The sequence below is a fragment of the Rahnella sp. ATs2 genome, from assembly GCF_051851855.1.
Taxonomy (GTDB): domain Bacteria; phylum Pseudomonadota; class Gammaproteobacteria; order Enterobacterales; family Enterobacteriaceae; genus Rahnella; species Rahnella variigena.
This window is the reverse complement of sequence record NZ_JBLYPL010000023.1, coordinates 26,584-53,249: the sequence shown is the minus strand read 5'-3', so window position 1 is coordinate 53,249 and position 26,666 is coordinate 26,584. Positions and strand designations below refer to the sequence as shown.

Here is a 26,666-nt window from a genome sequence, read left to right as displayed (position 1 = left end):
CTTTTTTATATCGTAGATTATTGCAGAGGCTTTAATGGCATCCTTCAAAATATCGACCCTGATCAAGACTATTTTATTCCTGCTTTGCTTTATCCTGGTGATTACCTCGGCTTTTTCATTTAAATCCATGTCACAAGCCAGTGATTCTTTCAATGAAATGAAAACGCTGACTCAAAATCTCAGAGAGTTACGCCGCATGAGTACATTTCTTGGCTCTGTTCGCGGGGATATTAACTATGTGTACAATGACCCGACGGCTTCTCATGAGGTACTGGCAGAAAAAGCAGCAGTAATTTCTGAAGGAATTAAAAATGCACAGCGTCATGCCAGTAATTTTCAGCGCGCTGCTGAAAACAGTGAAGAGGGCAAAATTTTTTCGACCAATGTTTATAATAAATTTAACGCATTAATTGAAAACTACACCAATAATATGCGTTCTCTCGAAGCTTACAACAATACCGGCTTCGATAACGGCAAGCTGGAAAATGCGCTGGATGACGCAGTACAGGAATACGCAGATTATAGCGTGAAGGTTGAGAGTAATATTACTGACAAGTTTTCTGCAGACCGTCTTGCATTCCTGATCACCTCAGGGATCCTTCTGGCATTGACTGTCTGTATCTCATGTCTGTCATTTATTCTTATCAAACGATTTGTGTTCAATCGTCTGCAAACAGCGTCATCCATGCTGGATAAAATCAGCTCCGGCGAGTTGTTCCATGAGTTTGAAACAGGGGCTCGCAACGAAATTGGTGTGATGCTGGAATCGCTGCAGAACATGAAAGGATCACTGAGCGGGATTATTACTTCCGTCCGTCTTACATCGGGTAACATCAGAACCGATGCTTCGGAAATCGATACCGGTAACCACGATCTGGCTTCCCGAACTGAAGAACAAGCCAGCGCACTGCAACAGACCGCCGCGAGCATGGAAGAAATTAAAACCACCGTGTCTAACAATGCCGAAAATGCACGTCAGGCAAACCTGCTGTCTCAGCAGGCGCGTACCACTGCGGATAACGGATCTTCGGTGATGGCCAATGTGGTTTCCACAATGGATAAAATTTCCAAAAGTGCCCGCAAAATTTCTGAAATCAATGGCGTGATTGATGGCATTGCCAATCAGACGAATATTCTGGCACTGAATGCCGCGGTTGAAGCTGCGCGTGCCGGTGAGCAGGGCCGCGGTTTCTCCGTTGTCGCCAGTGAAGTTCGCAATCTTGCAGCCCGCAGTGCCGATGCGGCAAAAGAAATTAACCTGCTGATCAATGAGTCTGTTAAAAACGTCGATGACGGTGCGCGCCTGATAGAAGATGCAGGTAAAACGATGCATGAGATTGTCACGTCCGTCACCCACGTCAGCAATATCATGCAGGAAATAACCCAGGCTTCTGAAGAACAAAGTACAGGTGTTTCCCAGATAGCGATGGCGGTGAATGAAATGGATTTAGCCACTCAGCAGAATGCGGCAATGGTGGAAGAGTCATCCGTAATCACTCAAAACCTAAATAATAATGCCCGGCACCTGTTTGATATCGTCTCCTTCTTCCGTGTGGAAAAAGCCGATAATGCAACACAGCCTGTGACGCAGGAGTCTGCTCACGGAGAACCTGTCCGTCAGACGGGCCGGATTAAGAAAAACACTCAGGTGAAAGAACCTGTATTTAAAAAAGACGTCAGCACAACGGAAGGTGCCTGGACCGAATTTTAATTAATTTGATGACTCACGTTATTACCGGAAGAGGCAGATATGTCTCTTCCGTTTTTTTTTACCTGATAACTCTATTTGGTCGTTAAGTTGTCATCTTTTCAAACAATGGACTCTTGGGTTCTGATGATAAAATACCCCCATATTATTACTGTGTAAAAAATAAGGCTGCATTGCGCGAGTCGTGCGGTAGCTTTGCTTACAGATAACTAAAACAAATTTGAGATAACAGGATTTATATTTTGAAAGATTTGTATTCATCTCATCACTTTTCTCCTGCCGGAATTTATACCTCAGCGGCAATGTATGGCGTAAAAGGCGCTGATCCGAAAACGGCGAACGTTCTCCAGATCGGTTGTGGCGAGGGCGAGGATCTCATTCGCTTTGCCGTTGCGAATCCTTTAAGTTCGTCAGCAGGAATAGATGTTGACCCTGATTTTGTCAGAGAAGGGCAACAGAAGGTTTCCGCCTTTGGAATTGAAAATACCCATTTATATTGCCTCGGTTTACAGGATTTGTTTTCCATTGATCCGGGTAAGTTCGATTACATTATTATTCAGCAACTCTTCAGCCTGCTGGATGAGGAAACCCGTTATTCATTGCTGAGTTTCTGTGAGCAACATTTAACAGAACAGGGAATTATCGCGGTAAAGTGGAATACGTTACCGGGCGCACAGGTCACTGACACATTGCGTGAGGCCATTGCACTGCACACCCAAAATTCAGTCAGCGATGAAGAGAAAATCTCATCAGCCAGAGCGATGCTGGGATTTATGAATATTGCTCATCCTGACGGTGCCCTGAAAGAGCGTATCACTGAAGCATTATCATTGCCGGATGCAGAGCTGGCTGTACGTTATATTTACAGTAAAAACGATGCACGCTATTTGGTTAATTTTACTCACGACATTATAAAATCAAATGTTAACTACGTCGGGGATGTGACGCCTCAGTATGAAATAGCGCAGCACTACGGGAAAGAAGTCGCCACTGTACACACAACGGCCACAGAACGACTCGATAAAATCACCGCGCAGCAATATCTGGACTTTGCCGTCGACCGGCAGGTTCGCTTTAGTCTATTGATTTCAAAAAATAATCAATCAGTGATTCATGAACAGATGCAATTCAGCGAAATTGAAAATTTACACTGGGCGGGAAATTATCAAAGACAAGCGGATGCAATAACTTTCTATAATCGCCAGGGAGAATCCCTGACTTCAGATAATGATTTGCTGGGGCGGATACTTGATGTAATGGGAAACAGCTGGCCGCTGAGTGTCAGTACGCAGCAGATTATAAAGAATACGTATTTGCCAGAAGAACCTGAACAGCATGCCGGCAATGTGATTAAAACACTGCAGGCATTATATATTGAAAACGTTTCAGGTATTTATGCGTCTTTAACGCCTTCGCCGTATAACCTCTCACGCTTTGGTAATCTTAAGCTGATTTATCCGACTGACAACATTATCTGGCCCGAATGCGGATACATCGAATCAGAGAATCTGTGGGGGGAGAAGGCTGTTCTGAAGAAAAGTGAAGCCGGGTTTGTTCAGTCTGGTTTACGTCTTTCAGATGAGGAAAGTTATATGCTGGCGATGGATCTGGTGAGCAAAGGGTTGCTAACCGGTTCAGACATTGCCTGGTTGCGCTTATATCAGCAGGTAATGGCATTGCAAGATGTGGATATCGCCCGACGTCGGATTTCAAGCTTAATGCTGTTTTCTGCAAGCACAAAGGAAGGGGGATTCCGTCAGGAGCATGCCGGACATAAAAGCCTCAGTAAAAAAACAGAGAATGATGTAGACCAGAAAGCACTGAGTAAAGTGAAAGGCTTGTATTTATCCGGGCATGTTCAGGAATCTTTTGAAATCATGGAAGAACTGAGAGCCAGATACCCGGACAGTGTTACGTTGTTAAGCGATATATCCTCTATTTATCATCAGGCCAATAATGTCGATGAGGCATTAAGATGCCTTACCAAAGGTTTGTCGATCAATTCGGGGGTGTTTGAATTTTACAGCGGTATTGTATTGTGTCTCTCAAAACTCAATGATCGTCATTATCCTAAAAAGGTTGCACAGCATTTGCTGAGAAATTACCCGAAAAATGCTGAAGCGTGGGATTTACTGGGTAAAGTTTATAACGATCTGCGTAACAGCCTGAAATATGAATACTGCGCACGTAAAGCCGCAGACATGAACAGTAATAACGCAACATACCTGCTCAAATTAGGCAATGTGCTGAGCGAACGTAATCAGATGCGTGAAGCCAGAGAATATCTGGAAAAAGGTGTGAGATTGTCTGAGTCTTCACTCGGATATTTTGCCAATTACAGCAACATGCTTTTTGTCATTCTTCACGATCATCAATGTTCGCCAGAAGAAATCCTTGCCGAGCATCAGAAGTACGGTCAAAAGCTGAGCGCGTGGGCGAAAAATAAGACGGTTGAACGCCCGGTTTCAGTGAATGAGAATCCCCGCCTGCGGGTTGGTTTTGTATCGGGTGACTTCAGGGACCATCCGGTGAGTAACTTCATCTATCCCGTGCTCAGTTCAATCGATAAAACCCGCTTTGACGTCATTGGCTACAATGTTTCTCCGTCTAATGACCGCCATACACAGCTTTATGCGGCATTATCTTCAGAATGGAATGACGTTAAAAGTCTGAGTCATATTGAGCTGGCAGAGAAAATTGCAGCGGATGGGATTGATATCCTGATCGACTTATCGGGCCATACGGCATTCAACCGCTTACCTGTTTTTGGTCTGAAACCGGCGCCGGTTCAGATGTCGTGGATAGGATATCCGGGGACTACCGGCGTAAAAGAGATGGATTACTATCTTATTGACAGCAATTTTGCCGGGCCGGGGGTATTAGACAGTCACTTTACCGAGAAACTGGCTTATTTACCTGCGGCTAAGCAATTCGAACCTGCTGATTACAATATAGATGTTAATGCTCTTCCTGCGCTCAAAAATGGGTATATCACGTTTGCCACGTTTAACCGTCCGCAAAAAATTACCGCCGCTGTGCTCGATACATGGGCAGAAATATTAACTCAGCTTCCTGATGCCAGATTACTTTTCGCGTCAATGAGCGATGAGGAAATGATTGAAAAATACATGCTGGAGTTTGAAAGCCGTGGAGTCCGCAGGGAGCAAATTATTGCCCGTCTGAAGTGCGGATTTGGGCCTTATCTGCAAATGCATAATGACGTGGATATTATCCTCGATACCTTCCCATATACCGGCGGTACAACCACCAACCATGCCAGCTGGATGGGCGTCCCGTCGCTGACACTGGCAGGCGACAGTGTCGTGTCACGTCAGGCCGGCGCAGCAATGAAATTCCTGGGTCTTGAGGAGTTTGTCGCGAGTTCAACCGATGAGTACGTGGCGAAAGCTGTCGCGCTCAATGGACAGTTTGAGCATCTGAACAGTGTGCGCTTGTCTCTTCGTGACCGTATTCTGGAAAGAGAAAAAAGAGTCAGCCATCGCGCATTCTATTTTGAAAAAGTCCTCGAACAGGCCTGGAGCTTGCACCAGCAAGGGTTGCCCGCACAAGCCATAGTCCTTGCCGATGACTAAATTCTCAGATGCTATCGGGGGATATTTCCCCCTTGAGCTTCCCCGCTTGCAGGCGCATTTTTATCCGAATTTAGCGTTATTTTCGTCTGCCCGTGGTGCTTTTTACGCATTGCTGGTGTCAGGCAAACCCGATGCAGTGTGGGTGCCGCGCTATATCTGTGATGCGATGCTTTCACCCCTGGAAACATTGCAGATCCCGGTGAAATATTATTCGCTGGATAGCCAGTTGATGCCGGACTCAGAGGTGGTGCCAGCGGAGAATGAATGGGTATTGTGGGTCAACTATTTCGGGTTATGTGATGTTCAGGAGCAAAAAATGCTCGCCCGGTTTAATCCCCGTCATCTCATCCTTGATCATTCCCAGGCCTTTTATTCCCCGCCCGGCGATTGTCTGGCAACGCTGTATTCACCGAGAAAATTCTTCGGAGTCCCTGACGGTGGCCTGCTGGCAACGTCATTATCTGTGGATGTGCCGCAAACTGACCCGCTGGTTTCCCTGAACCGCTCGGCGCATTTGTTGCGGCGACTGGCAGAGAACGCGGAGTCTGGTTTTGCGGCCTATCAGCAGGCAGAAGAGACGTTTACACAGGCGCCGTCTGCCATGTCTCAGCTGACGGAAACACTGTTAAAAACGATTGATTATCAGCAATGCCGAAAGGCGAGGAACGAAAATTTTCAGTTCCTGCATCAGCACCTCGGACGCTTTAACGAGGCTGCATTTGATAACGTTACTGCTGACGGGGCTCTTTGTTATCCCTTTTTGAACAGAACATCCGGCCTGCGTCAGTTCTTAACTAATGAACGTATTTACACGCCTTCGTACTGGCATGATGCAGCCCGCAGAGTGATGCCATCAGGCATTGAGAGCGACTTTATTCATCATCTGATCCCTTTACCTGTCGATCAAAGATATGGCATTGCGGAAATGGAATTCATTGTTGAAAAAGTCGCTGATTTTCTTAACCCGTCTGCGGGTGTTTAAATGAAAAACTTAAATGAAAAAATTAAACGTTTTAGTATTCCCCTGCGGCTCGGAGAATGCGGGTGAAATATATCAGGCACTCCGGTATTCCGTGCATGTTAATCAGTTAGTGGGGGCGTCAGGCGTCAGCGATCATGGTGAATTCAGGTTCGAAAATTACCGGGGCGATTTGCCGCTGATTGATGACGAAAGTTTTGACGATGCTTTTCTGGCCCTGTTAGAAGAGTGCCAGACGGATATTGTTTTTGCTACCCATGACAGTGTGGCCGTAAAACTTGCGCTACTGGCGCAGCGGCAGGGTTTTTATCTGGTGAATGGCAATGCCACCACTGCACAAATTACCCGCTATAAAAGTGAAACCTATGCGCTTTTCCAGGATTGTCGCTGGGTGCCCGCCTGTTATCACCCGGAATATCCCGTTGCAGAATGGCCGGTGCTGATTAAACCGGATTGCGGGCAGGGGGGAAAGGATGTTCAGAGGGTCGATGATGCGGCTCAGTTACTTCAGGCCATTAAAAACGTTCCTCAGCCACTGGTGGTGGAGTTTCTGCCCGGTGAAGAAATCACGGTCGATTGTTTCACCGATCGAAAAAGGCAACTCATCTGGGCAGGGCCGCGGAGCCGGGAACGTGTACGTGCCGGTATCAGTATGCGTTCGCAAAAACAGAACCCGGATGATGAAATCATGGAAATCATTACCACGATAAATTCCCGCCTGGTGTTTCGTGGTCCGTGGTTTGTTCAGTTAAAAAAAGATAAATATGGCAAATGGAAGTTGCTGGAAATATCTTGCCGTATTGCAGGCACAATGGTTTTCCAGCGCGCGCGTGGAATTAATTTACCTCTGATGACGCTGCATGATTTTCTGGAGCGCAGTATAACGCCGCTCGCCAGTGAACATATCACTCTGGTTGACAGATCCGTTAAAACCGTCAGCCGTATCGATATTCCTGTTGAACATGTTTTTATTGATCTCGACGATACGCTAATCATTAACGGTCATGCGGTTCCGGCTGTGATGGCATTACTTTATCAATGCAAAGCACAGGGAAAATCACTTCACCTGATTACCCGGCATATCAGCGATCCTGTTGATACCCTGCGTCAGTCTGCCATTGCTGAGTCTTTATTCGATCAGGTTATTCATTTAACGGAAAGTACAGATAAGAAGTCATTTTATATTCCTGAGAAGAGTCTTTTTATCGATAACTATTTTATTGAACGTCAGGATGTCGCGAAGCTGAAAAATGTCGCAGTGATGGATGTGGATGCTGTTGAGTTTTTGCTACGTTAACCGGATACGGAAATTATTATGATTTATAAAGATGCTGTTATATTTTGCGAGGAGTTTGCGAAAACCACCCGTCCACGGTTTGTTTTTGGGGTGACGACTCATTCAAAAGATATCGCCAAAAAATTTGCGGTAACCGGATTTATCGATGAGTTTACTGATGCCACGTCGGTTGACGGTCTGCCTGTCGTTTCATGGTCAGAAGTGCCGGCGGATGCCATGGTGGTGTCCGGTATTGCAGATGGTCGTCCCCTGACTGCCCAGAAGATAATGGAACATAAACATTGTGACTGTTTAGATTTCTTTTCCTTCTATCGGTATTTCACGACTTTTTTAAACCCTGTCGCTTTTTACCATGGTCAGGCTTTTATCGATGATTACCGCCAGAATAAAAGCCGCTATGAAAACGTACGTCATCAGCTGGCGGATGCCCTCTCAGCAGAAACGTTCGACAAAATTATTAATTTCAGGCTGACAAACCGCTTAGCGGCACTTGAAGGTTTTACCTGCCGGACGAATGAGCAGTATTTTGATCTGCCGTTTGTCAAAGATTATGCCCGTCACTTCGTCGATTGTGGCGGTTTTGATGGCGCAACCAGCCTGGAATTTGCGAGACGGTTTCCGGATTATAAAAGTATTCAGGTTTTTGAACCCGACATCAGCCAGTGCCAGCGGGTCGCGCAAACGCTGAGTTCTCTCCCCGGTGTCAGGGTTTATCCTTTTGGTGTTTCGGACCAGTCAGAAACACTGCGGTTTTCACGATCCGGCAGTGCATCGAAGATTTGTGATTCAGGCGACGTCACCATTGAGGTTGTTACGCTGGATGGATTGCTTAAAGGAGATGTCAGCTGCTTAAAAATGGATATTGAGGGCTACGAATTGCCTGCATTAGCCGGTGCGCAGAATATTATTAAAACTCAAAAGCCCCTGCTGGCTATTTGTTGTTACCATAAGCCTGATGATCTGTGGACAATTCCTCAGCGGGTTCTCAGCTACAATCCGGACTATAAAATTTATTTACGCCATTATTCCGAGGGGCTTTTAGAGACCGTATTTTATTTTGTTCCTGAAAGTCTTACTGATGAGTGAATTAAAACGCGTTGCTATCATGCAGCCTTACATTTTTCCTTATTTAGGCTATTTCCAGCTGGCTGCTTCAGGCGATATTTTTGTGCTGTATGACAATGTTAACTATATCAAGCAGGGGTATATAAACAGGAATTGTATTCTCAGTGCCTGTCAGATTCAGCGTTTTGTTATTCCTGTCCCCGGAGCGTCCTCATTCAAACCTATAAAGGAACTTGAGTTCAGTCAGGACGTGGGGAAAGTCATCAAAAAAATACGGCAGGCCTATCAGAACAGGCCTTTTTTTGGCGCCGTTTTTCCCCTTATTGAGCAGGTGTTGCAGTCTGAACAGCGAAGTATTGCCCTGATGTGCCAGAAAATGATGCGCTGTATCTTTGATTATCTGGGTATGGAAAAGGCCGTCACTCTTTCCAGCCAGATTAATTATGCTCAGACGGGCAATGCCAGCGACAAAATTATTGCTATATGCCATTCACTTGGTGCAGATGTTTATATTAACAGTGCAGGTGGTGTTGATTTATATGACCGCGAACAGTTTTTAAAATCAAAGCTGGATTTGAAGTTTATAAAAATGAATGACATCCGCTATCCGCAGGGGTGTGATGAGTTTCATCCTAATCTTTCTATTATTGATGTGCTGATGAACTGCTCTGTAGAAACGGTTCGGGACTTATTATCAGAATATCGCTTGTTCTAACCTTTTCAGGATCGTAGCCGTCATGGAAAAAAACATATTTGTTACTCGTCCTTTATTACCTCCGCTTGAGGAGTTCATTCCTTATCTGGAAAATATCTGGGAAAGTCAGCACCTGACAAACGCTGGCCCGTATCATCAACAGCTGGAAAAAGAACTGGCTGAGTATCTGGGTGTGGAACATTTGTGTTTGTTTTCAAATGGTACGCTGGCCTTACTGACCGCTTTTCAGGTGCTGGGGATCACCGGTGAGGTGATCACGACGCCTTATTCTTTTGTCGCTACGGCACATTCACTGCTCTGGAATGGTCTTACGCCGGTCTTTGTCGATACCGATCCTGAGACGTTCAACCTTGATGCAGACAAGCTTGAGCAGGCGATTACTCCGGCTACAACGGCAATCTTGCCCGTCCATTGTTATGGTATCCCTTGTAACACCCGCAAAATCGAAGAGCTGGCGGATGCGTACGGGCTGAAGGTCATCTACGATGCAGCCCACGCTTTTGGTGTTAAACAAAATGGCGTCAGCGTCCTGCGTCAGGGCGACCTGTCTATTTTGAGTTTTCACGCCACCAAAGTGTTCAATACGATTGAGGGCGGTGCCATTATCTGTCACGACGCCAAAATGAAGCAGCGCATCGATTATCTGAAAAATTTTGGTTTCGTTAATGAGACTACCGTTGTCGCGGCAGGTATCAACGGTAAGATGAATGAATTACAAGCCGCATACGGGCTCCTTCAGTTGCAACACATTGATAAAGCTCTTGATGATCGTGGCAGACTCTATCGCCATTACAATATGCTGCTTGCGGATATTCCGGGGATTTCACTGATGTCGATCCCTGAGGATGTGACCTGGAATTATGCGTACTACCCGATCATGGTTAATGAAGATTTTGCTCTCACGCGTGACGAGCTGTACGAATTGCTGAAAGACAATCACATCATGGCGCGACGCTATTTTTATCCTTTAATCAGCAGTTTCTTTATGTACAAATTTGCTGAAAGTGCCAGCAGGGAAAATCTGCCTGTTGCGCACCAGCTCGCGGAAAAAGTCATCTGTTTGCCGCTTTACCCTAGTCTGGAAGAAAGCATACAGAATAAAATTGCCGGACTGATTAAAAATGCCGTCGCCACATCACCTCACTCCTCTCCATTAATCATGGCGCAGTAATCTGGTTAACAAGCTTGTAAAGACGGTGATTTTCAGTTTTTTCGGCTCTGATAATGCTCTACCATATCTGTACCTCTTTTATTGCATGGTTACGGATATCCGATGCGCCACCTGGCAATCATTCTTCCCCTGGTTCTTACACTTTCTGCCTGTAGCAGTAATAAACCCGCGCCTCAGCCCGAAGGGCCGCGTAATCCTTTCTCCGATGGAAGAAATGCCAGCGCCAGTACGGTGCCCGACGGCGGTTTTCTGCTCCAGCCTGAGCATACCGGCGCGGTGCAGACCGGCGATTTTGCCTATGATCCGGCCATGAATCAGTTTGTTGACAAAATGGTGCGTGAGCACGGTTTTGACCGTCAGCAGCTGCATGATGTGTTGTCGCAAACCAAACGTCTGGGATTTGTATTACGACTGATGGATCAGCAGGCACCTTCCGGTCCGCCATCGACCGTGCCAAACGGCGCGTGGAACCGTTATCGCAGCAAATTCATCACGCCGGATAACGTGCAAAATGGTGTGGTGTTCTGGAATCAATATCAGGATGCGTTGCAGCGTGCGGAGCAGGTCTATGGCGTGCCGCCGGAAATCATTGTCGGCATTATCGGCGTGGAAACCCGCTGGGGACGCGTAATGGGTAAAACCCGCATTATCGATGCGCTGGCGACCTTATCCTTTGCCTATCCGCGCCGTGCAGCGTATTTCTCCGGTGAACTGGAAACGTTCCTGCTGATGTCCCGTCGGGAAGGGGATGATCCGCTGAGTCTGCGCGGTTCCTTCGCCGGAGCAATGGGCTATGGCCAGTTTATGCCGTCATCTTATAAAGACTACGCCGTCGACTTTAACGGCGACGGTCATGCCAACCTGTGGGATCCAATTGATGCCATCGGCAGTGTCGCCAATTACTTCAAAGCCCACGGCTGGACTAAAGGCGCGCCAATTGCGGTGCCGGCAGCCGGTCAGGCACCTCTGTTGGAGAACGGCTTTAAAACCAAATATCCGCTGTATACATTGAAAGCCGCCGGACTGAGCCCGTTAGGATCGCTTGGCAACTATCAGGAAGCGAGTCTGCTGCGCCTTGATATGGGCACCAATTACCAGTACTGGTACGGGCTGCCGAACTTCTACACCATCACCCGTTACAACCACAGCGTGCATTATGCGATGGCGGTATGGCAACTGGGTGAGGCGGTGAAAGCCGCGCGCTGACGCCGGATCGTTCAACTCTCATGAGGGCCGCAGATCGTGGCCCTTCTTTTTTTGTTTTCACTCCTGTTCTGAATACATCGCGCAAATTGCTTCAACGGGACTCGCAGACCGGAAGAGAAATGCTAACATCGGGGTAGTTTCAGATGTCCCGCCGGGAGGGGATATGGACGAAAAACGTTTACATGAACTGAGTGTGGAAATCGGGGCGGCGCTGAAAGCCAGGGGATGGTGGATTACCTGTGCGGAATCCTGCACCGGCGGCCTGATTGCCAAGGCGATTACTGACATCGCCGGAAGCTCCGCCTGGTTTGATCGCGGATTTGTCACTTACAGTAATGCGGCCAAACATGAATTGCTGGGCGTGTCTGAAAGCACGCTGGAGCAATATGGCGCGGTGAGTGAGCAGGTGGTGCATGAAATGGCGCAGGGCGTATTGCACGCCGCGGGCGCAGATGTGGCCGTTTCGGTCAGCGGTATTGCCGGACCTGATGGCGGTTCTGCAGAAAAACCTGTCGGCACGGTCTGGTTCGGATTTGCCGGAAAAGACGGGCGGGTTCTGACGGCTAAACAGCAGTTTTCCGGCGATCGCGAAGCGGTGCGTTTGCAAGCTGCTGTTTTTTCGCTACAAACTGCATTGCGTGAGTTTATTAAAAATTAGGCTTGATACTGTATGAGCATACAGTATAATTACTGCCAATTACCTGTACATAAATTATATTCAGTGATGCGGGCGGGATGTTCCCCTGCATCAGACGAGGAGTAAAAATGGCTATTGATGAGAACAAGCAAAAAGCGTTAGCTGCAGCACTGGGCCAGATTGAAAAGCAATTCGGTAAAGGCTCCATCATGCGTCTGGGTGAAGATCGCTCCATGGACGTAGAAACGATCTCTACCGGCTCTTTGTCTCTGGATATCGCGTTAGGTGCCGGCGGCTTGCCAATGGGCCGTATCGTTGAAATTTACGGACCAGAATCTTCCGGTAAAACCACGCTGACTTTGCAAGTTATCGCAGCAGCACAGCGCGAAGGCAAAACCTGTGCGTTCATCGATGCAGAGCACGCACTGGACCCGATCTACGCTAAAAAACTGGGCGTAGATATTGATAACCTGCTGTGTTCTCAGCCAGATACTGGCGAACAGGCTCTGGAAATCTGTGACGCGCTGACCCGTTCAGGCGCTGTTGACGTGATCATCGTCGACTCCGTGGCTGCACTGACACCGAAAGCAGAAATCGAAGGCGAAATTGGTGACTCTCACATGGGCCTCGCGGCACGTATGATGAGCCAGGCGATGCGTAAGCTGGCCGGTAACCTGAAAAACGCCAACACACTACTTATCTTCATCAACCAGATCCGTATGAAAATTGGTGTGATGTTCGGTAACCCGGAAACCACCACCGGCGGTAACGCGCTGAAATTCTACGCCTCTGTGCGTCTGGATATCCGTCGTATCGGCGCGATCAAAGAAGGTGATGTGGTTGTCGGTAGCGAAACGCGTGTGAAAGTGGTGAAGAACAAAATCGCTGCGCCATTTAAACAAGCCGAATTCCAGATCATGTATGGCGAAGGTATCAACATCAACGGCGAACTGATCGACCTGGGCGTTAAGCACAAACTGATCGAGAAAGCTGGTGCATGGTACAGCTACAACGGCGAGAAGATTGGTCAGGGTAAAGCGAACTCCTGCAACTACCTGAAAGAAAATCCGAAAGTGGCTGCTGAACTGGATAAAAAACTGCGTGACATGCTGCTGAGCGGCACGGGTGAACTGAGCGCAGCAACCACGGCCGAAGTCGCTGACGACAACATGGAAACCAGCGAAGAGTTTTAATTTCGCGGTTGTCTGACAAAGACATTTGAAGGGCAGGGGACTTTGTCCGTAACTTTCAAACGTCGCTAAAATGCCAGTCTGGTTTCCAGACTGGCATTTTGCATATAAGGGGAAAACCTTATGTCCGATGAAAACATACCTGATAAAAAAATCGTGAATGAGAACGTCATTGACCTGAAAAAGCTGCTGGAAGAGGTGGCGCAAAACAGCGAGTCAACACTGTTTGAGCCGCCCAAAAAAGATGGCGATGCAGCGAAAATCAATACACTGATAAACCGCGCAATGCGTCTGCTTGCTCAGCGCGACCATGGCGAAACAGAATTACGCCGCAAGTTACTCATTCCTCCGATGCCTTTTGTTAAGCCTCAGAATAAGAAAAGCAGCTGGGCTTCGCGTAAAAAGCCAGCTCAAAATGAGTTCGCCGAAGAAGAGGCGGTGAGAGCCAAACCAGAGCCGCGGCCGGTGCCGGAAGAGATTCCGGAAGAACATGTACAGGCGGTGATCGACTACTGTTATCAACATCAGTGGCTTGATGATGCCAAATTTGCCAGTCGCTATATTTCGGGTCGCAGTCATAAAGGTTACGGTGCGCAGCGCATTCGTTCGGAATTACTGCAAAAAGGTGTCGATAAAGAAATCATCACAGTCGCACTGGAAAACACAGACGTCGACTGGTGCGCGCTGGCACGAGATTTGGCGGTCAGAAAGTTTGGCGAAAATTTACCGACTGACTGGAAAGAAAAATCAAAAGTTCTGCGTTATTTGCTCTATCGGGGCTTCTTTCAGGAAGAAATACAGTCTATTTATCGCGATTTTGACGATTGACCGCATACGGTATTTTACTTCCCCGCGCAGAAATTTTATCTTATCCGCACTTTTTCGTTCGTGAGCTGTACAGATTGCTGCCATATGCAGCGTTATCCGGCTCAAGAGCCGTTCTTCCAGCATGATTCCGGGATATTTATGAGCAAGAGCACCGCTGAGATCCGTCAAGCGTTTCTCGATTTCTTCCATAGTAAGGGACACAACATTGTTTCAAGCAGTTCGCTTGTCCCGACAAACGATCCGACACTGTTGTTTACCAATGCCGGGATGAACCAATTTAAAGACGTTTTCCTCGGTCTGGATAAGCGCGATTACAACCGCGCCACCACGTCCCAGCGTTGTGTCCGCGCAGGCGGTAAACACAATGACCTCGAAAACGTCGGTTACACCGCACGCCATCACACTTTCTTCGAAATGCTGGGCAACTTCAGCTTCGGTGATTACTTCAAGCATGAAGCCATCAGCTACGCCTGGGAATTACTGACCGGCGAAAACTGGTTCAATCTGCCGAAAGAAAAGCTGTGGGTCACTGTCTATGAGACGGATGACGAAGCGTTTGAGATCTGGGAAAAAGAAGTCGGCGTTCCGAAAGAACGTATTATCCGCATTGGCGATAATAAAGGCGGTGCATTCGCTTCTGACAACTTCTGGCAGATGGGCGATACCGGTCCTTGCGGCCCTTGTACTGAGATTTTCTACGATCATGGCGATCACATCTGGGGCGGCCCTCCGGGTTCTGCTGAAGAAGATGGCGACCGTTACATCGAAATCTGGAACCTGGTGTTCATGCAGTTCAACCGTCAGGCTGACGGTACCATGCTGCCATTGCCAAAACCGTCCGTAGATACCGGGATGGGACTGGAGCGTATCACTGCGGTGATGCAGCATGTGAACTCCAACTACGACATCGACCTGTTCCAGAAACTGATCGCTGCGGTGGCTGAAGTCACGGGTGCGACCGATCTGACCAACAAATCCCTGCGTGTTATCGCCGACCACATCCGTTCCTGCGCATTCCTGATTGCAGACGGCGTGATCCCATCGAATGAAAACCGTGGCTATGTGCTGCGCCGCATCATTCGTCGCGCGATCCGCCACGGCAACATGCTGGGCGCGAAAGACACCTTCTTCTACAAACTGGTTGCTCCGCTGATTGAAGTGATGGGCCCGGCTGCAACAGAACTGAAAGAACAGCAGGCGATGGTTGAGCAACTGCTGAAAACTGAAGAAGAGCAGTTTGCCCGTACTCTGGAGCGCGGTCTGGCGTTGCTGGACGAAGAATTGTCCGCTCTGAAAGGCGACACTCTGGATGGCGAAATTGCTTTCCGTCTGTATGACACCTTTGGTTTCCCGCTGGATCTGACCGCTGACGTTTGCCGTGAACGCAATCTGAAAGTGGACGAAGCTGGTTTTGAGAAAGCAATGGAAGTTCAGCGTCGTCGTGCGCGTGAGTCCAGCGGTTTCAGCGCTGACTACAACAGCATGGTTCGTGTTGATGGCGTGACGCAGTTCTCCGGCTACGAACATCTGCAACGCCATTCAAAAGTGGTGGCGCTGTTTGTTGAAGGTCAGCCAGTGAATGAGATCCAGGCGGGCGTTAATGCAATTGTCGTTCTGGATGACACACCGTTCTACGGTGAATCCGGTGGTCAGGTTGGCGATAAAGGCATCCTGAAAACGGCAGCAGGCGTGTTCTCTGTGTCTGATACCCAGAAATACGGCAAAGCGATTGGTCATCAGGGTTCCCTGAATAGCGGTAAGCTGAGCGTTGGCGACAGCGTTGAAGCTGAAGTTGATATGGCACGCCGCGACCGTATCCGTCTGAACCACTCTGCGACGCACTTGCTGCACGCTGCGCTGCGTCAGGTGCTGGGCAAGCACGTTGCTCAGAAAGGTTCTCTGGTCAACGATAACTATCTGCGTTTTGACTTCTCACATTTTGAAGCGATGAAACCAGAAGAGATCCGTCAGGTCGAAGATCTGGTGAATGCTCAGATCCGTCGTAACCTGCCAATCCAGACCACCATCATGGATCTGGAAGAGGCGAAAGAAAAAGGTGCAATGGCGCTGTTTGGTGAGAAATACGAAGACAGCGTTCGTGTTCTGACCATGGGCGATTTCTCCACCGAACTGTGTGGTGGTACTCACGCCAGCCGTACCGGCGATATCGGTCTGTTCCGCATTCAGAGTGAATCGGGCACAGCGGCAGGTATCCGTCGTATCGAAGGGATCACCGGCGAAAACGCGATTAATGCCCTGCATCAGCAAAGCGATTTGCTGCAGGATGTCGCGCATCTGGTAAAAGGTGATGTGAACAGCATTACCGATAAAATCCGTACCCTGATTGAGCGTTCACGTGTGCTGGAAAAAGAGCTTCAGCAGGTGAAAGGTCAGCAAGCTGCGCAGGAAAGTGCTTCACTTTCCAGCCAGACCAAAGAAGTGAAAGGCGTTAAGCTGCTGGTTCGTCAGCTGGATAACGTAGAGCCTAAAATTCTGCGTACGATGGTTGATGACCTGAAAAATCAGCTGGGTTCTGTGATTATTGTTCTGGCAACCATCGCTGACGATAAAGTCAGTCTGATTGCCGGTGTCACGAAAGATCTGACTGATCGTGTTAAAGCCGGTGAGCTGATTGCTTCTGTAGCACAGCAGGTCGGTGGCAAGGGCGGTGGTCGTCCTGATATGGCGCAGGCAGGTGGCAGCGACGTGCAGGCACTGCCTGCTGCTCTGGCGACTGTTGAAGCCTGGGTTGAAGCTAAGCTGTAAGAAGAAATAAATAGCTAACCCTGAAAACGCCATAATCTATTGTGCTGTATGGCGTTTTCAGTCTTAATGGCGGTGTGAGCTTCGCGATTAAAGTCGCGACAATGACGATATCGGCTAAACTTAAAGTACTCATGGCTGAAGTTGCAGGCTGCTTACATTTAATGTAGGGGTCATGGCTTACGTTTTACCCGCTTATGATCGATAATGGCCGGGAAACTGAGAGACCCGACTCTTTTAATTATTCAAGGAGCAAAGAATGCTTATTCTAACTCGCCGAGTTGGTGAAACCCTCATGATTGGCGATGAGGTTACTGTTACCGTTTTAGGTGTTAAAGGTAATCAGGTGCGCATTGGTGTGAATGCGCCAAAAGAGGTCTCTGTTCACCGTGAAGAGATTTATCAGCGCATTCAGGCTGAAAAGTCGCAGCAGACGAGTTACTGATTTACGAGGCGTCTCGCTAATGGCGAGGCGCTGAACCTCTTTTGTCCGCTTTTTCGATTTTCTTTCCCTTAATTTCCTGCTTTTTTCGTTTTTTCATTTCTCTCCGTGATGTATCCAAGAACGACTATTCCAGAAAATGAAGACGTTTTTTCTGCGTTTACACCCTGTTTTTGTCTTCAAACTGCGCAGGTTGCGCGTGAAATGTCCAAACGGGTGATTGTTATCAAAAAAGGGTTTGACTTATAAGGGCCAGAAAGTAATATGTGCGCCACGCAGTGCCGATGAGCTTAAACAAAGTTAGTCAGCACACTCGCAAGAGGCGTATGGTGAGGTGGCCGAGAGGCTGAAGGCGCTCCCCTGCTAAGGGAGTATGCGGTCAAAAGCTGCATCCGGGGTTCGAATCCCCGCCTCACCGCCATTTAAAATGCACCCATAGCTCAGCTGGATAGAGTACTCGGCTACGAACCGAGCGGTCGGAAGTTCGAATCTTCCTGGGTGCACCATACTTTCCTGAACGTATGTTGATTTGCAATCAAATGAGCGTGACGGGCAAAGGCGAAAGCCGATGTAGTACGGAAAAATGGTCAGGTAAATCTGCAGTAAGAATCAAAATGCACCCATAGCTCAGCTGGATAGAGTACTCGGCTACGAACCGAGCGGTCGGAAGTTCGAATCTTCCTGGGTGCACCATTCTTTCTCTTAGTATTTTCCGAAAAAAACTCAGCACGACCCCCAATGCACCCATAGCTCAGCTGGATAGAGTACTCGGCTACGAACCGAGCGGTCGGAAGTTCGAATCTTCCTGGGTGCACCATATTCCAGACATGTTGCAGCGACGGCTTTCATATAGAGTCCTCCGGCATGTCAGAGAAACCCGCTTCGGCGGGTTTTTTGCTTTCCGGTTTTCACCTCTGTTTTCATCTCTTCCTTTTCATTTCCCTGACCTTTCCTACGTGTTCGGATGTGCTGTAGGTGTGCACAAAATGCGACTTTCGAAAGACTTTGCGATAAAGTAGTTTTCCTGTTTTTTCGTGATCATGGAGCTTTCGATGTACGATCGATACGAAGGGCTAATATTTGATATGGATGGCACCATATTGGATACCGAACCGACGCACCGTAAGGCATGGCATCAGGTATTGACCAAATACAGCATGCAGTATGATGTCGAATCCATGGTTGCTCTGAATGGTTCTCCGACCTGGCGCATCGCGAAGTTTGTGATCGACAGTAATAACGTTGAGATGGATCCCCATCTTCTGGCGGCTGAGAAAACGGCAGCGGTTCAGGAAATGTTGCTGGATACCGTCCGTCCTTTGCCACTGATTGATGTCGTGAAGGCCTATCATGGTCGCCGGCCAATGGCGGTAGGGACGGGCAGTGAGCACTGGATGGCGGATGCTCTGTTGCGACATTTAGGCCTGCGTGATTGCTTCGATGCGATAGTGGGCGCCAATGACGTGCAGAACCACAAACCTGCGCCTGACACTTTTTTGCGTTGCGCTGAGTTAATCGGCGTACCTCCCGAAAAATGCGTTGTGTTTGAAGATGCAGATTTCGGTATTGAGGCGGCGAAACGCGCCAATATGGCTTTTGTGGACGTGCGCACGCTGTGAGCAGCGCCGTGGCGCTGGCTTCCTTATTCGGCAGCAGCTTTTTAAGTGCCACACTTTTGCCCGGAAATTCAGAAGTTTTATTAGCGGCTTTATTGTCAGCTGGCAGCGCAATGCCAGCGGCACTGGTTTTGTCTGCAACTGTTGGCAATACCTTAGGTGGCATAACCAACATCATCATCGGACGCTTTCTGCCACAGCTTAAACCTCAGCGTGGGCTCCACGTTGCACAGGGTTGGTTAAAGCGCTTTGGACCGGCAGCTTTATTGCTGAGCTGGTTACCGGTGATAGGTGATGTGTTATGCGTGTTAGCAGGTTGGCTGCGAATGCCGTGGGGGTCTGTGGTTTTTTTCATGCTTATTGGAAAAGCGGTGCGTTACATCCTTTTGACGGTTGTGACGCTGCAGGGGCTCTCATGGTTCGGTTAGATTGGCATCAGCTATCAATTATGGTCACATCTATGCAGACTCAGTATGCTTGCAAATTAATGGTTTCACCGAGCGGGAGGTCAATTTGATCCCGGATGTATCTCAGGCGCTTTCCTGGCTGGAAGCCCACCCTCAGGCATTAAAAGGTATTCGTCGCGGTATTGAGCGTGAAACGTTGCGGGTCAATCCCGATGGTTCATTAGCGACAACCGGCCACCCGGAATCTTTAGGTGCGGCACTGACGCATCGCTGGATTACCACCGACTTTGCTGAAGCCTTATTAGAATTTATTACGCCCGTCGATGACAACATCGAACATCTGATGGCGTTCCTGCGTGACATTCATCGTCACGTAGCCCGTGAGCTCGGCGACGAGCGCATGTGGCCATTCAGCATGCCGTGCTTTATCGAGTCCGGACAGGATATCGAGCTGGCGCAGTACGGTTCATCTAACGCCGGGCGCTTTAAAACGCTTTATCGTGAAGGCCTGAAAAACCGTTATGGCGCGCTGATGCAGGTAATTTCCGGCATCCATTACAACTTCTCGCTGCCGCTGAGTTTCTGGCAGGAAAAGCTGGGCGTGACAGATGCTGAAAGCGGTAAAGAAGCAATTTCTGCGGGTTATTTCAAACTCATCCGCAATTATTATCGCTTTGGCTGGGTGATCCCTTATCTGTTCGGTGCGTCGCCTGCGATCTGTTCTTCATTCCTGAAAGGGCGTGAAACAGATTTGCCGTTTGAATATACCGAAGCGGGATTGTGCTATCTGCCGTATGCGACATCGTTGCGTCTGAGTGATTTGGGTTACACCAATAAATCACAAAGCAATCTGGGCATTACCTTCAATGACCTGACCACCTACGTTCAGGGTGTGAAGAAAGCGATTCGTACCCCGTCTGCTGAATATGCGGAAATGGGTGTGCAGAAGGACGGGAAATATCTGCAACTGAACACCAATGTGTTACAGATTGAGAACGAACTTTATGCGCCAATTCGTCCTAAGCGTGTCACCAAATCCGGTGAAACACCTTCTGATGCCCTGATGCGCAGCGGGATCGAATACATTGAGGTCCGTTCGCTGGATGTCAATCCGTTCTCTCCGGTGGGTATTGATGCCACTCAGGCGCGTTTCCTGGATCTGTTTTTGGTATGGTGTGCGTTAGCCGATGCCCCGGAAATGAACAGCGATGAGCTGCTCTGTACGCGTAAGAACTGGAACCGGGTGATCCTGGAAGGGCGCAAACCGGGTCAGACGATCGGTATGGGGTGTCACGATGAACGCCAGCCGTTAGCTAAAGTGGGTAATGAGTTATTTGCTGATTTGAATCGTGTGGCTCAGGTCATGGATAACCAGAACGGCGATACCCTTTATCAGGACGTCTGCAAAGAGCTGGTTGCTGCGTTTGATGATCCTGAGCTGACTTACTCGGCACGTATCCTGAAAGAGCTGAAACAGCAGGGCGTCGGTAATCTCGGGCTGGAACTGGCGGAGAAGTATCGTCAGATGCTGGTCAGTGAGCCGCTGGAAGTATTAGATGCCAGCGCATTAATGGCTGAGCAGGACGGTTCATGGCAGCGTCAGCGCGCACTGGAAGCGGCGGATAAGCTAAGCTTTGAAGAATACCTGGCTGCGAATGCAGGCAGTAGCGTTGAGTAGAAAAGAAAAAGGCCACAATTAATGTGGCCAAATAAACATCTCTGTTTACAGGGATGATGATAACAAATGCGCGTCTTTCACTAATTAAGACCCGCATGCTGGGAAAAGGTTTCCTGAGTTCGTAAAAAAAATTAATTTATTTAGGAGAGGTGACGATATGCCACTGTTGGATAGCTTTACCGTAGACCATACCCGTATGGCAGCACCTGCTGTTCGCGTCGCAAAAACCATGCATACCCCGCACGGCGATACCATTACTGTGTTCGATCTGCGCTTCTGCCGCCCGAACCTTGAAGTGATGCCAGAGCGTGGTATTCATACTCTTGAGCACCTGTTTGCAGGGTTCATGCGTAACCACCTGAACGGTAGCGGTGTTGAGATCATCGATATTTCTCCGATGGGTTGCCGCACAGGTTTCTACATGAGCCTGATCGGTGTGCCAGAAGAGCAACGCGTGGCGGATGCCTGGAAAGCGGCGATGGCGGATGTTCTGAAGGTAAAAGAACAGCGTCAGATCCCTGAGCTGAATGAATATCAGTGCGGTACTTTCGAGATGCATTCCCTGAAAGAAGCACAGGAAATCGCGCAGCACATTCTCGACCATGACGTTGTGGTAAACCATAACGACGAACTGGCTCTGCCGAAAGAAAAACTGTCCGAGCTGCACATCTAGTTTTGATGTGTTCCAAAGACAAAAAAGACGCGATGTTCGCGTCTTTTTTTATGCCTGAACTTCAGAAGGTTAGTGCTGGTTTACAGTGTTTTTCAGCGGCTGTAACGGACGAACCTGCACCTGTTTGATCATATTGTCCTGCACATCAAGAACCTCAACCTCATAGTCTTCAATGCGCAAACTGGTACCGATATTAGGAATTTCTTCCAGTACTTCCAGCAGCATGCCGTTGATGGTGCGGGGGCCGTCTTCCGGGAGATGCCAGTTAAAGGCTTTGTTCAGCTCACGGACGTTCGCACTGCCTTCAATCAACACAGAACCGTCGCTTTGCGGCGTGACTTCTTCGGCAAGCGTGGGTGACATAGACGTGGTGAAGTCACCGACGATCTCTTCGAGGATATCTTCGACGGTAACCAGCCCCTGAATATCACCGTATTCATCCACCACGATGCCCACTTTCTTTTTGTTGCGCTGGAATTTCACTAACTGAATGTTCAGCGGCGTGCCTTCCGGGATGTAATAAATTTCGTCGGCGGCACGCAGCAGGTTTTCTTTGGTGAACTCTTTTTTCTCGGTCATCAGACGATAGGCTTCACGCAGGCGCAGCATACCAATCGCATCGTCGAGTGAATCACGATAAAGCACGATGCGGCCATGCGGCGAGTGCGTCAGCTGGCGGATGATCGACTTCCAGTCGTCGTTGATATCAATACCGACGATTTCATTGCGCGGCACCATAATGTCGTCCACCGTCACTTTTTCCAGATCCAGCACGGAAAGCAGCATGTCCTGATTGCGACGGGAGATGTTCGAGCGTGATTCGTTAACGATGGTTCGCAGCTCTTCTTTACTCACCGCATCGCTGAGGCTGGTGGTGGTTTTGATGCCGCACATTCTCATCAGCAAACGCGAGAGGCTGTTGAGGATCCACACCAGTGGCATCATGATTTTTTGCAGCGGACGCAACAAAATGCTGCTCGGGAACGCGATGCGTTCAGGATTTAGCGCGGCAAATGTTTTTGGCAGCACTTCAGCAAACAGCAGGACGACAAACGTCAGCACACCGGTGGCAATCGCCACACCGGCATCACCGTAAAGACGAATGCCCACAATTGTTGCCAGAGCGGAAGCAAGGATGTTGACCAGGTTGTTGCCGATGAGCACGAGGCTTATCAGCTGGTCCGGGCGTTTTAACAGCTTTTCGACGCGGCGTGCCCCGCGGTTACCCTGTTTGGCCAGGTGACGTAACCGGTAACGGTTGAGTGTCATCATACCGGTTTCGGAGGCTGAAAAATAAGCCGAAACCACCACCATGATGATCAATGTGATGATCAGGGTTGTTGTCGAGACGTGCTCCAACGGGTATTCCTTTTAATTAATGAACCATGATTTGCTGGATCAGGCGGCTGCCGAAATAGGCAAGAGTAAGCAGGATGGCGCCTGCCATGCTGAACCATACCACGCGGCGGCCACGCCAGCCTTCGTGATAATGGCCCCATAACAGGACGATATAAACGAACCATGCCAGTATCGATAAGACGGCCTTGTCGATATTTTCCGGGCTGAACAGGTTGTTCAGGTACAGCAATCCGGTGCACAGCGTCAGCGTCAGTAAGATCACGCCAATCTGGGTGATGTGAAACAGCTTACGCTCGATGCTCATCAGCGGCGGCATGTCGGCTGTAAACGTCAGGCGTTTATTCTTCAGCTGGTAATCCAGCCACGCCAGTTGCAACGCGTAAAGTGCGGCGATCATCAACGTAGCATAAGAGAACAGCGCCAGACCGATGTGCACCAGTAAGCCTTTGCTTTCTTCCAGATGCGTGATGAATTCGCCCGGAAGAAAGGTGACGAATGCCAGATTGATCAGCGAGAAGCTGTAAACAATCGGTAACACAAACCAGCCGCGGTTGCGTGATGCCACGATGGTCATCACCGTGCCGATGATTAAGCTGACCACAGAGCCGATGTTCACCAGGCTGAGATTCTGGCCGGTGCTGACATCGAAAATACGCTGCTGCAATGCCACCGCGTGGCAGACAAGCGCTACCACAACAGAAATCAGTGCTAAACGCCGGTATGCGCTGTTCTTCCGGATGATGCTCGGAATGATCAGTGCAAGGCTGAGCAGATAGGCCAACATGGCGACGAGAGCAAAAACTGACATAGCGTTTCAGTAGCATCGAAAAGTGAATGAGAACCGCAGTATAACGTTACCGGCGTCACGCTCCAACCTATCTGAGATGCCAAAGCAGAGATCGTCCGCGCTTCGTGTTATAATCCCGCAATTACGTCGCAAAAGCGGCCTGTCATAACGTTGAGCAAGAGACGATGTTTGAGAATTTAAGCGATCGATTGTCGCGCACACTGCGCAATATCAGCGGCCGCGGGCGGCTGACCGAAGAAAATATTAAAGAAACATTACGTGAAGTGCGTATGGCATTACTGGAAGCGGACGTTGCGCTGCCGGTGGTTCGCGACTTCATCAACCGGGTGAAAGAGAGCGCCGTTGGCGTTGAGGTCAATAAGAGCCTCACACCGGGTCAGGAATTCGTCAAAATTGTCCAGAAAGAGCTGGAAACCGCGATGGGCGAGGCGAACACCGAGCTTAACTTAGCGGCGCAGCCGCCGGCTGTGGTTCTGATGGCGGGTTTACAAGGTGCCGGTAAAACCACCAGCGTCGGTAAACTGGCGAAATTCCTGAAAGAGAAGAAAAAGAAAAAAGTACTGGTGGTGTCTGCCGACGTTTATCGCCCTGCGGCGATCAAACAGCTGGAAACCCTGGCACAACAAGTTGAAGTGGATTTCTTTGCGTCTGATGCGCAGGAAAAGCCGGTTGATATCGTCACCCGCGCCCTGCAACAGGCCAAACTGAAATTCTACGACGTTCTGATTGTCGATACCGCCGGCCGTTTACACGTCGACGAAGCGATGATGGACGAAATCAAACAGGTTCACGCCGCGATTAATCCGGTTGAAACGCTGTTTGTTGTCGATGCCATGACCGGTCAGGATGCCGCGAATACCGCGAAAGCGTTTAATGAAGCGCTGCCGCTCACCGGTGTTATCCTGACCAAAGTCGACGGTGATGCGCGTGGCGGTGCTGCACTGTCGATTCGTCACATCACCGGCAAACCGATCAAATTCCTGGGTATGGGTGAAAAAACCGATGCTCTGGAGCCGTTCCATCCGGATCGTATCGCTTCGCGTATTCTGGGTATGGGCGACGTTCTCTCTCTTATCGAAGACATTGAGAGCAAAGTTGACCGTGCGCAGGCTGAAAAGCTGGCCAGCAAACTCAAGAAAGGCGACGGCTTTGACCTGACCGATTTCCTCGAGCAGCTCAAGCAAATGCGTAATATGGGCGGCATGGCGAGTATGATGAGCAAACTGCCGGGTGTCGGTCAGTTGCCGGATAACGTCAAATCCCAGATGGATGACAAAGTGCTGGTGCGCATGGAAGCGATCATCAACTCGATGACGCACAAAGAGCGCGCCAAGCCAGAAATTATTAAAGGTTCCCGTAAACGCCGCATCGCGGTGGGTTCCGGCATGCAGGTGCAGGACGTCAACCGCTTACTGAAGCAGTTCGACGATATGCAGCGCATGATGAAGAAAATGAAGAATGGCGGCATGGCGAAAATGATGCGTGGCATGAAGGGTATGATGCCACCAGGTTTCCCGGGCCGTTAATCGACATCACTGTCTATATATCAGCCACATAGGCGGCTCATGCAAATTGCGGGCTAGGCTATCTACGCTTTAGATTGCTTTTTGCGCCAAAATGAGTAAAATTTTCGGGCTTTTTATATTGCAACCAGACCCCGTTCCCCGATGGGGTCTGGTTGTTTTATTAACTAAAGAGGATGTTATGGTAACAATTCGTTTAGCACGTGGCGGCGCAAAAAAGCGTCCGTTTTATCAAGTAGTAGTGACCGACAGCCGCAACGCTCGTGACGGTCGTTTCATCGAACGCGTAGGTTTCTTCAACCCATTGGCTTCTGGCCAGGCTGAAGCTCTGCGTCTGGACCTGGATCGTGTTGCCCATTGGGTAGATCTGGGTGCAACCGTTTCTGATCGCGTTTCTGCGCTGATCAAAGACGCTAAGAAAGCAGCTTAATCTGTCGCGGTGGTGGCAATGAGCAAGCAATCCAATCCAGTGGTACCCGCTGAGCCGTTAGTACTCGGCAAAATGGGTTCAACATACGGCATTCGTGGTTGGCTCAGAGTGTTTTCATCCACCGAAGACGCTGAAAGCATCTTCGATTACCAGCCTTGGTTTATCCAGCGTGCCGGTAAGTGGCAAGTTGTCGAGCTGGAAGGCTGGAAACGCCACACTCAGGACCTGATCATCAAAGTCAAAGGCGTTGATGACCGGGATGCAGCGAATCTTCTGACCAATTGCGAAATTGTCGTCGATTCAAAGCAACTGCCTCCACTGGAAGACGGTGACTACTACTGGAAAGACCTTTTTGGTTGCCAGGTAGTGACAACTTCCGGTTACGAACTGGGCAAAATCATCGATATGATGGAAACCGGTTCTAACGATGTGATGGTAGTTAAAGCCAACCTGAAAGATGCCTTCGGACTCAAGGAGCGGTTGATTCCGTTCCTCGATGGGCAGGTTATCAAGAAAGTCGATCTCGCTACTCGCACTGTTGAAGTAGATTGGGATCCTGGTTTTTGACCTCCGTAGTG

General features: G+C 49.1%; 22 protein-coding genes and 4 tRNA genes. 24 read left to right on the top strand and 2 right to left on the bottom strand.

Going from position 1 to position 26,666, the window contains the following annotated elements:
- The first annotated feature begins 34 nt into the window (after window positions 1-34).
- The 21 genes from ACJY2G_RS21275 to luxS all read left to right on the top strand — a co-directional run bounded on the left by ACJY2G_RS21275 (window position 35) and on the right by luxS (window position 21,968).
- The gene (locus ACJY2G_RS21275) at window positions 35-1,711 is read left to right on the top strand and encodes a methyl-accepting chemotaxis protein (protein WP_430320774.1); all 1,677 of its coding nucleotides are present in this window, start codon (window positions 35-37) and stop codon (window positions 1,709-1,711) included.
- A 239-nt stretch (window positions 1,712-1,950) separates the two neighbouring features.
- On the top strand, window positions 1,951-5,301 hold the full coding sequence (locus ACJY2G_RS21270; RefSeq protein WP_430320775.1) for an O-linked N-acetylglucosamine transferase family protein: 3,351 nt from the start codon (window positions 1,951-1,953) through the stop codon (window positions 5,299-5,301).
- Entirely contained in the window at window positions 5,294-6,283 is a 990-nt protein-coding gene (locus ACJY2G_RS21265; RefSeq protein WP_430320776.1) for a hypothetical protein, read from the top strand. Before ACJY2G_RS21270 ends, ACJY2G_RS21265 begins: the two co-directional genes overlap by 8 nt.
- A gap of 13 nt (window positions 6,284-6,296) precedes the next feature.
- Window positions 6,297-7,577, top strand: a complete 1,281-nt coding sequence (locus ACJY2G_RS21260; RefSeq protein ID WP_113878053.1) for an ATP-grasp domain-containing protein — start codon at window positions 6,297-6,299, stop codon at window positions 7,575-7,577.
- 18 nt (window positions 7,578-7,595) lie between these two features.
- The gene (locus ACJY2G_RS21255; RefSeq protein ID WP_439292103.1) at window positions 7,596-8,663 is read left to right on the top strand and encodes an FkbM family methyltransferase; all 1,068 of its coding nucleotides are present in this window, start codon (window positions 7,596-7,598) and stop codon (window positions 8,661-8,663) included.
- On the top strand, window positions 8,656-9,357 hold the full coding sequence (locus ACJY2G_RS21250) for a WbqC family protein (protein ID WP_430320778.1): 702 nt from the start codon (window positions 8,656-8,658) through the stop codon (window positions 9,355-9,357). The genes ACJY2G_RS21255 and ACJY2G_RS21250 overlap by 8 nt, the downstream gene beginning before the upstream one ends.
- Before the next feature lie 22 nt (window positions 9,358-9,379).
- A complete protein-coding gene (locus ACJY2G_RS21245) occupies window positions 9,380-10,528 on the top strand; it encodes a DegT/DnrJ/EryC1/StrS family aminotransferase (RefSeq protein WP_430320779.1) in 1,149 nt (382 codons plus the stop codon).
- 102 nt (window positions 10,529-10,630) lie between these two features.
- Window positions 10,631-11,734, top strand: coding sequence for a lytic murein transglycosylase B (mltB, locus tag ACJY2G_RS21240; protein WP_112291454.1), 1,104 nt, complete (start codon window positions 10,631-10,633; stop codon window positions 11,732-11,734).
- A gap of 163 nt (window positions 11,735-11,897) precedes the next feature.
- On the top strand, window positions 11,898-12,392 hold the full coding sequence (gene pncC / locus ACJY2G_RS21235; RefSeq protein WP_314721350.1) for a nicotinamide-nucleotide amidase: 495 nt from the start codon (window positions 11,898-11,900) through the stop codon (window positions 12,390-12,392).
- Window positions 12,393-12,499: 107 nt separating this feature from the next.
- The gene (gene recA / locus ACJY2G_RS21230) at window positions 12,500-13,564 is read left to right on the top strand and encodes a recombinase RecA (RefSeq protein ID WP_112291457.1); all 1,065 of its coding nucleotides are present in this window, start codon (window positions 12,500-12,502) and stop codon (window positions 13,562-13,564) included.
- A gap of 258 nt (window positions 13,565-13,822) precedes the next feature.
- Window positions 13,823-14,389, top strand: coding sequence for a recombination regulator RecX (gene recX / locus ACJY2G_RS21225; RefSeq protein ID WP_208644641.1), 567 nt, complete (start codon window positions 13,823-13,825; stop codon window positions 14,387-14,389).
- 138 nt (window positions 14,390-14,527) lie between these two features.
- A complete protein-coding gene (gene alaS, locus ACJY2G_RS21220; RefSeq protein WP_430320780.1) occupies window positions 14,528-17,155 on the top strand; it encodes an alanine--tRNA ligase in 2,628 nt (875 codons plus the stop codon).
- 256 nt (window positions 17,156-17,411) lie between these two features.
- Window positions 17,412-17,597, top strand: coding sequence for a carbon storage regulator CsrA (gene csrA, locus ACJY2G_RS21215; RefSeq protein WP_013574027.1), 186 nt, complete (start codon window positions 17,412-17,414; stop codon window positions 17,595-17,597).
- Between the two features lie 325 nt (window positions 17,598-17,922).
- Window positions 17,923-18,015: transfer RNA gene (locus ACJY2G_RS21210), tRNA-Ser, on the top strand.
- A gap of 8 nt (window positions 18,016-18,023) precedes the next feature.
- Window positions 18,024-18,100: transfer RNA gene (locus ACJY2G_RS21205), tRNA-Arg, on the top strand.
- Between the two features lie 110 nt (window positions 18,101-18,210).
- Window positions 18,211-18,287: transfer RNA gene (locus tag ACJY2G_RS21200), tRNA-Arg, on the top strand.
- Window positions 18,288-18,334: 47 nt separating this feature from the next.
- A tRNA-Arg gene (locus ACJY2G_RS21195) sits at window positions 18,335-18,411 on the top strand.
- A gap of 235 nt (window positions 18,412-18,646) precedes the next feature.
- A complete protein-coding gene (gene yqaB, locus ACJY2G_RS21190; protein WP_112286853.1) occupies window positions 18,647-19,213 on the top strand; it encodes a fructose-1-phosphate/6-phosphogluconate phosphatase in 567 nt (188 codons plus the stop codon).
- Entirely contained in the window at window positions 19,210-19,638 is a 429-nt protein-coding gene (locus ACJY2G_RS21185) for a YqaA family protein (RefSeq protein ID WP_430320781.1), read from the top strand. The genes yqaB and ACJY2G_RS21185 overlap by 4 nt, the downstream gene beginning before the upstream one ends.
- A gap of 85 nt (window positions 19,639-19,723) precedes the next feature.
- On the top strand, window positions 19,724-21,295 hold the full coding sequence (gene gshA, locus ACJY2G_RS21180; RefSeq protein WP_112286854.1) for a glutamate--cysteine ligase: 1,572 nt from the start codon (window positions 19,724-19,726) through the stop codon (window positions 21,293-21,295).
- A 157-nt stretch (window positions 21,296-21,452) separates the two neighbouring features.
- The gene (gene luxS, locus ACJY2G_RS21175; RefSeq protein ID WP_112286851.1) at window positions 21,453-21,968 is read left to right on the top strand and encodes an S-ribosylhomocysteine lyase; all 516 of its coding nucleotides are present in this window, start codon (window positions 21,453-21,455) and stop codon (window positions 21,966-21,968) included.
- Between the two features lie 69 nt (window positions 21,969-22,037).
- On the opposite strand, the gene ACJY2G_RS21170 is transcribed toward luxS, so the two are convergent.
- Both ACJY2G_RS21170 and ACJY2G_RS21165 read right to left on the bottom strand, forming a co-directional pair.
- Window positions 22,038-23,327 (bottom strand): HlyC/CorC family transporter, encoded by a 1,290-nt coding sequence (locus ACJY2G_RS21170; protein WP_120163543.1) that lies wholly within the window; start codon window positions 23,325-23,327, stop codon window positions 22,038-22,040.
- A gap of 16 nt (window positions 23,328-23,343) precedes the next feature.
- Window positions 23,344-24,135 carry a cytochrome C assembly family protein gene (locus tag ACJY2G_RS21165; protein ID WP_013574033.1) on the bottom strand — a complete coding sequence of 264 codons (792 nt, stop codon included), beginning with the start codon at window positions 24,133-24,135 and terminating at the stop codon, window positions 23,344-23,346.
- 164 nt (window positions 24,136-24,299) lie between these two features.
- On the opposite strand from ACJY2G_RS21165, the gene ffh reads away from it, so the two are divergent.
- The 3 genes from ffh (at window position 24,300) to rimM (ending at window position 26,655) form a co-directional block, all read left to right on the top strand.
- Complete coding sequence (gene ffh / locus ACJY2G_RS21160; protein WP_112286849.1) at window positions 24,300-25,661, top strand: signal recognition particle protein; 1,362 nt, start codon at window positions 24,300-24,302, stop codon at window positions 25,659-25,661.
- 178 nt (window positions 25,662-25,839) lie between these two features.
- On the top strand, window positions 25,840-26,088 hold the full coding sequence (gene rpsP, locus ACJY2G_RS21155; RefSeq protein ID WP_056772785.1) for a 30S ribosomal protein S16: 249 nt from the start codon (window positions 25,840-25,842) through the stop codon (window positions 26,086-26,088).
- An 18-nt stretch (window positions 26,089-26,106) separates the two neighbouring features.
- A complete protein-coding gene (rimM, locus tag ACJY2G_RS21150; protein ID WP_013574036.1) occupies window positions 26,107-26,655 on the top strand; it encodes a ribosome maturation factor RimM in 549 nt (182 codons plus the stop codon).
- Window positions 26,656-26,666: the final 11 nt, after the last annotated feature.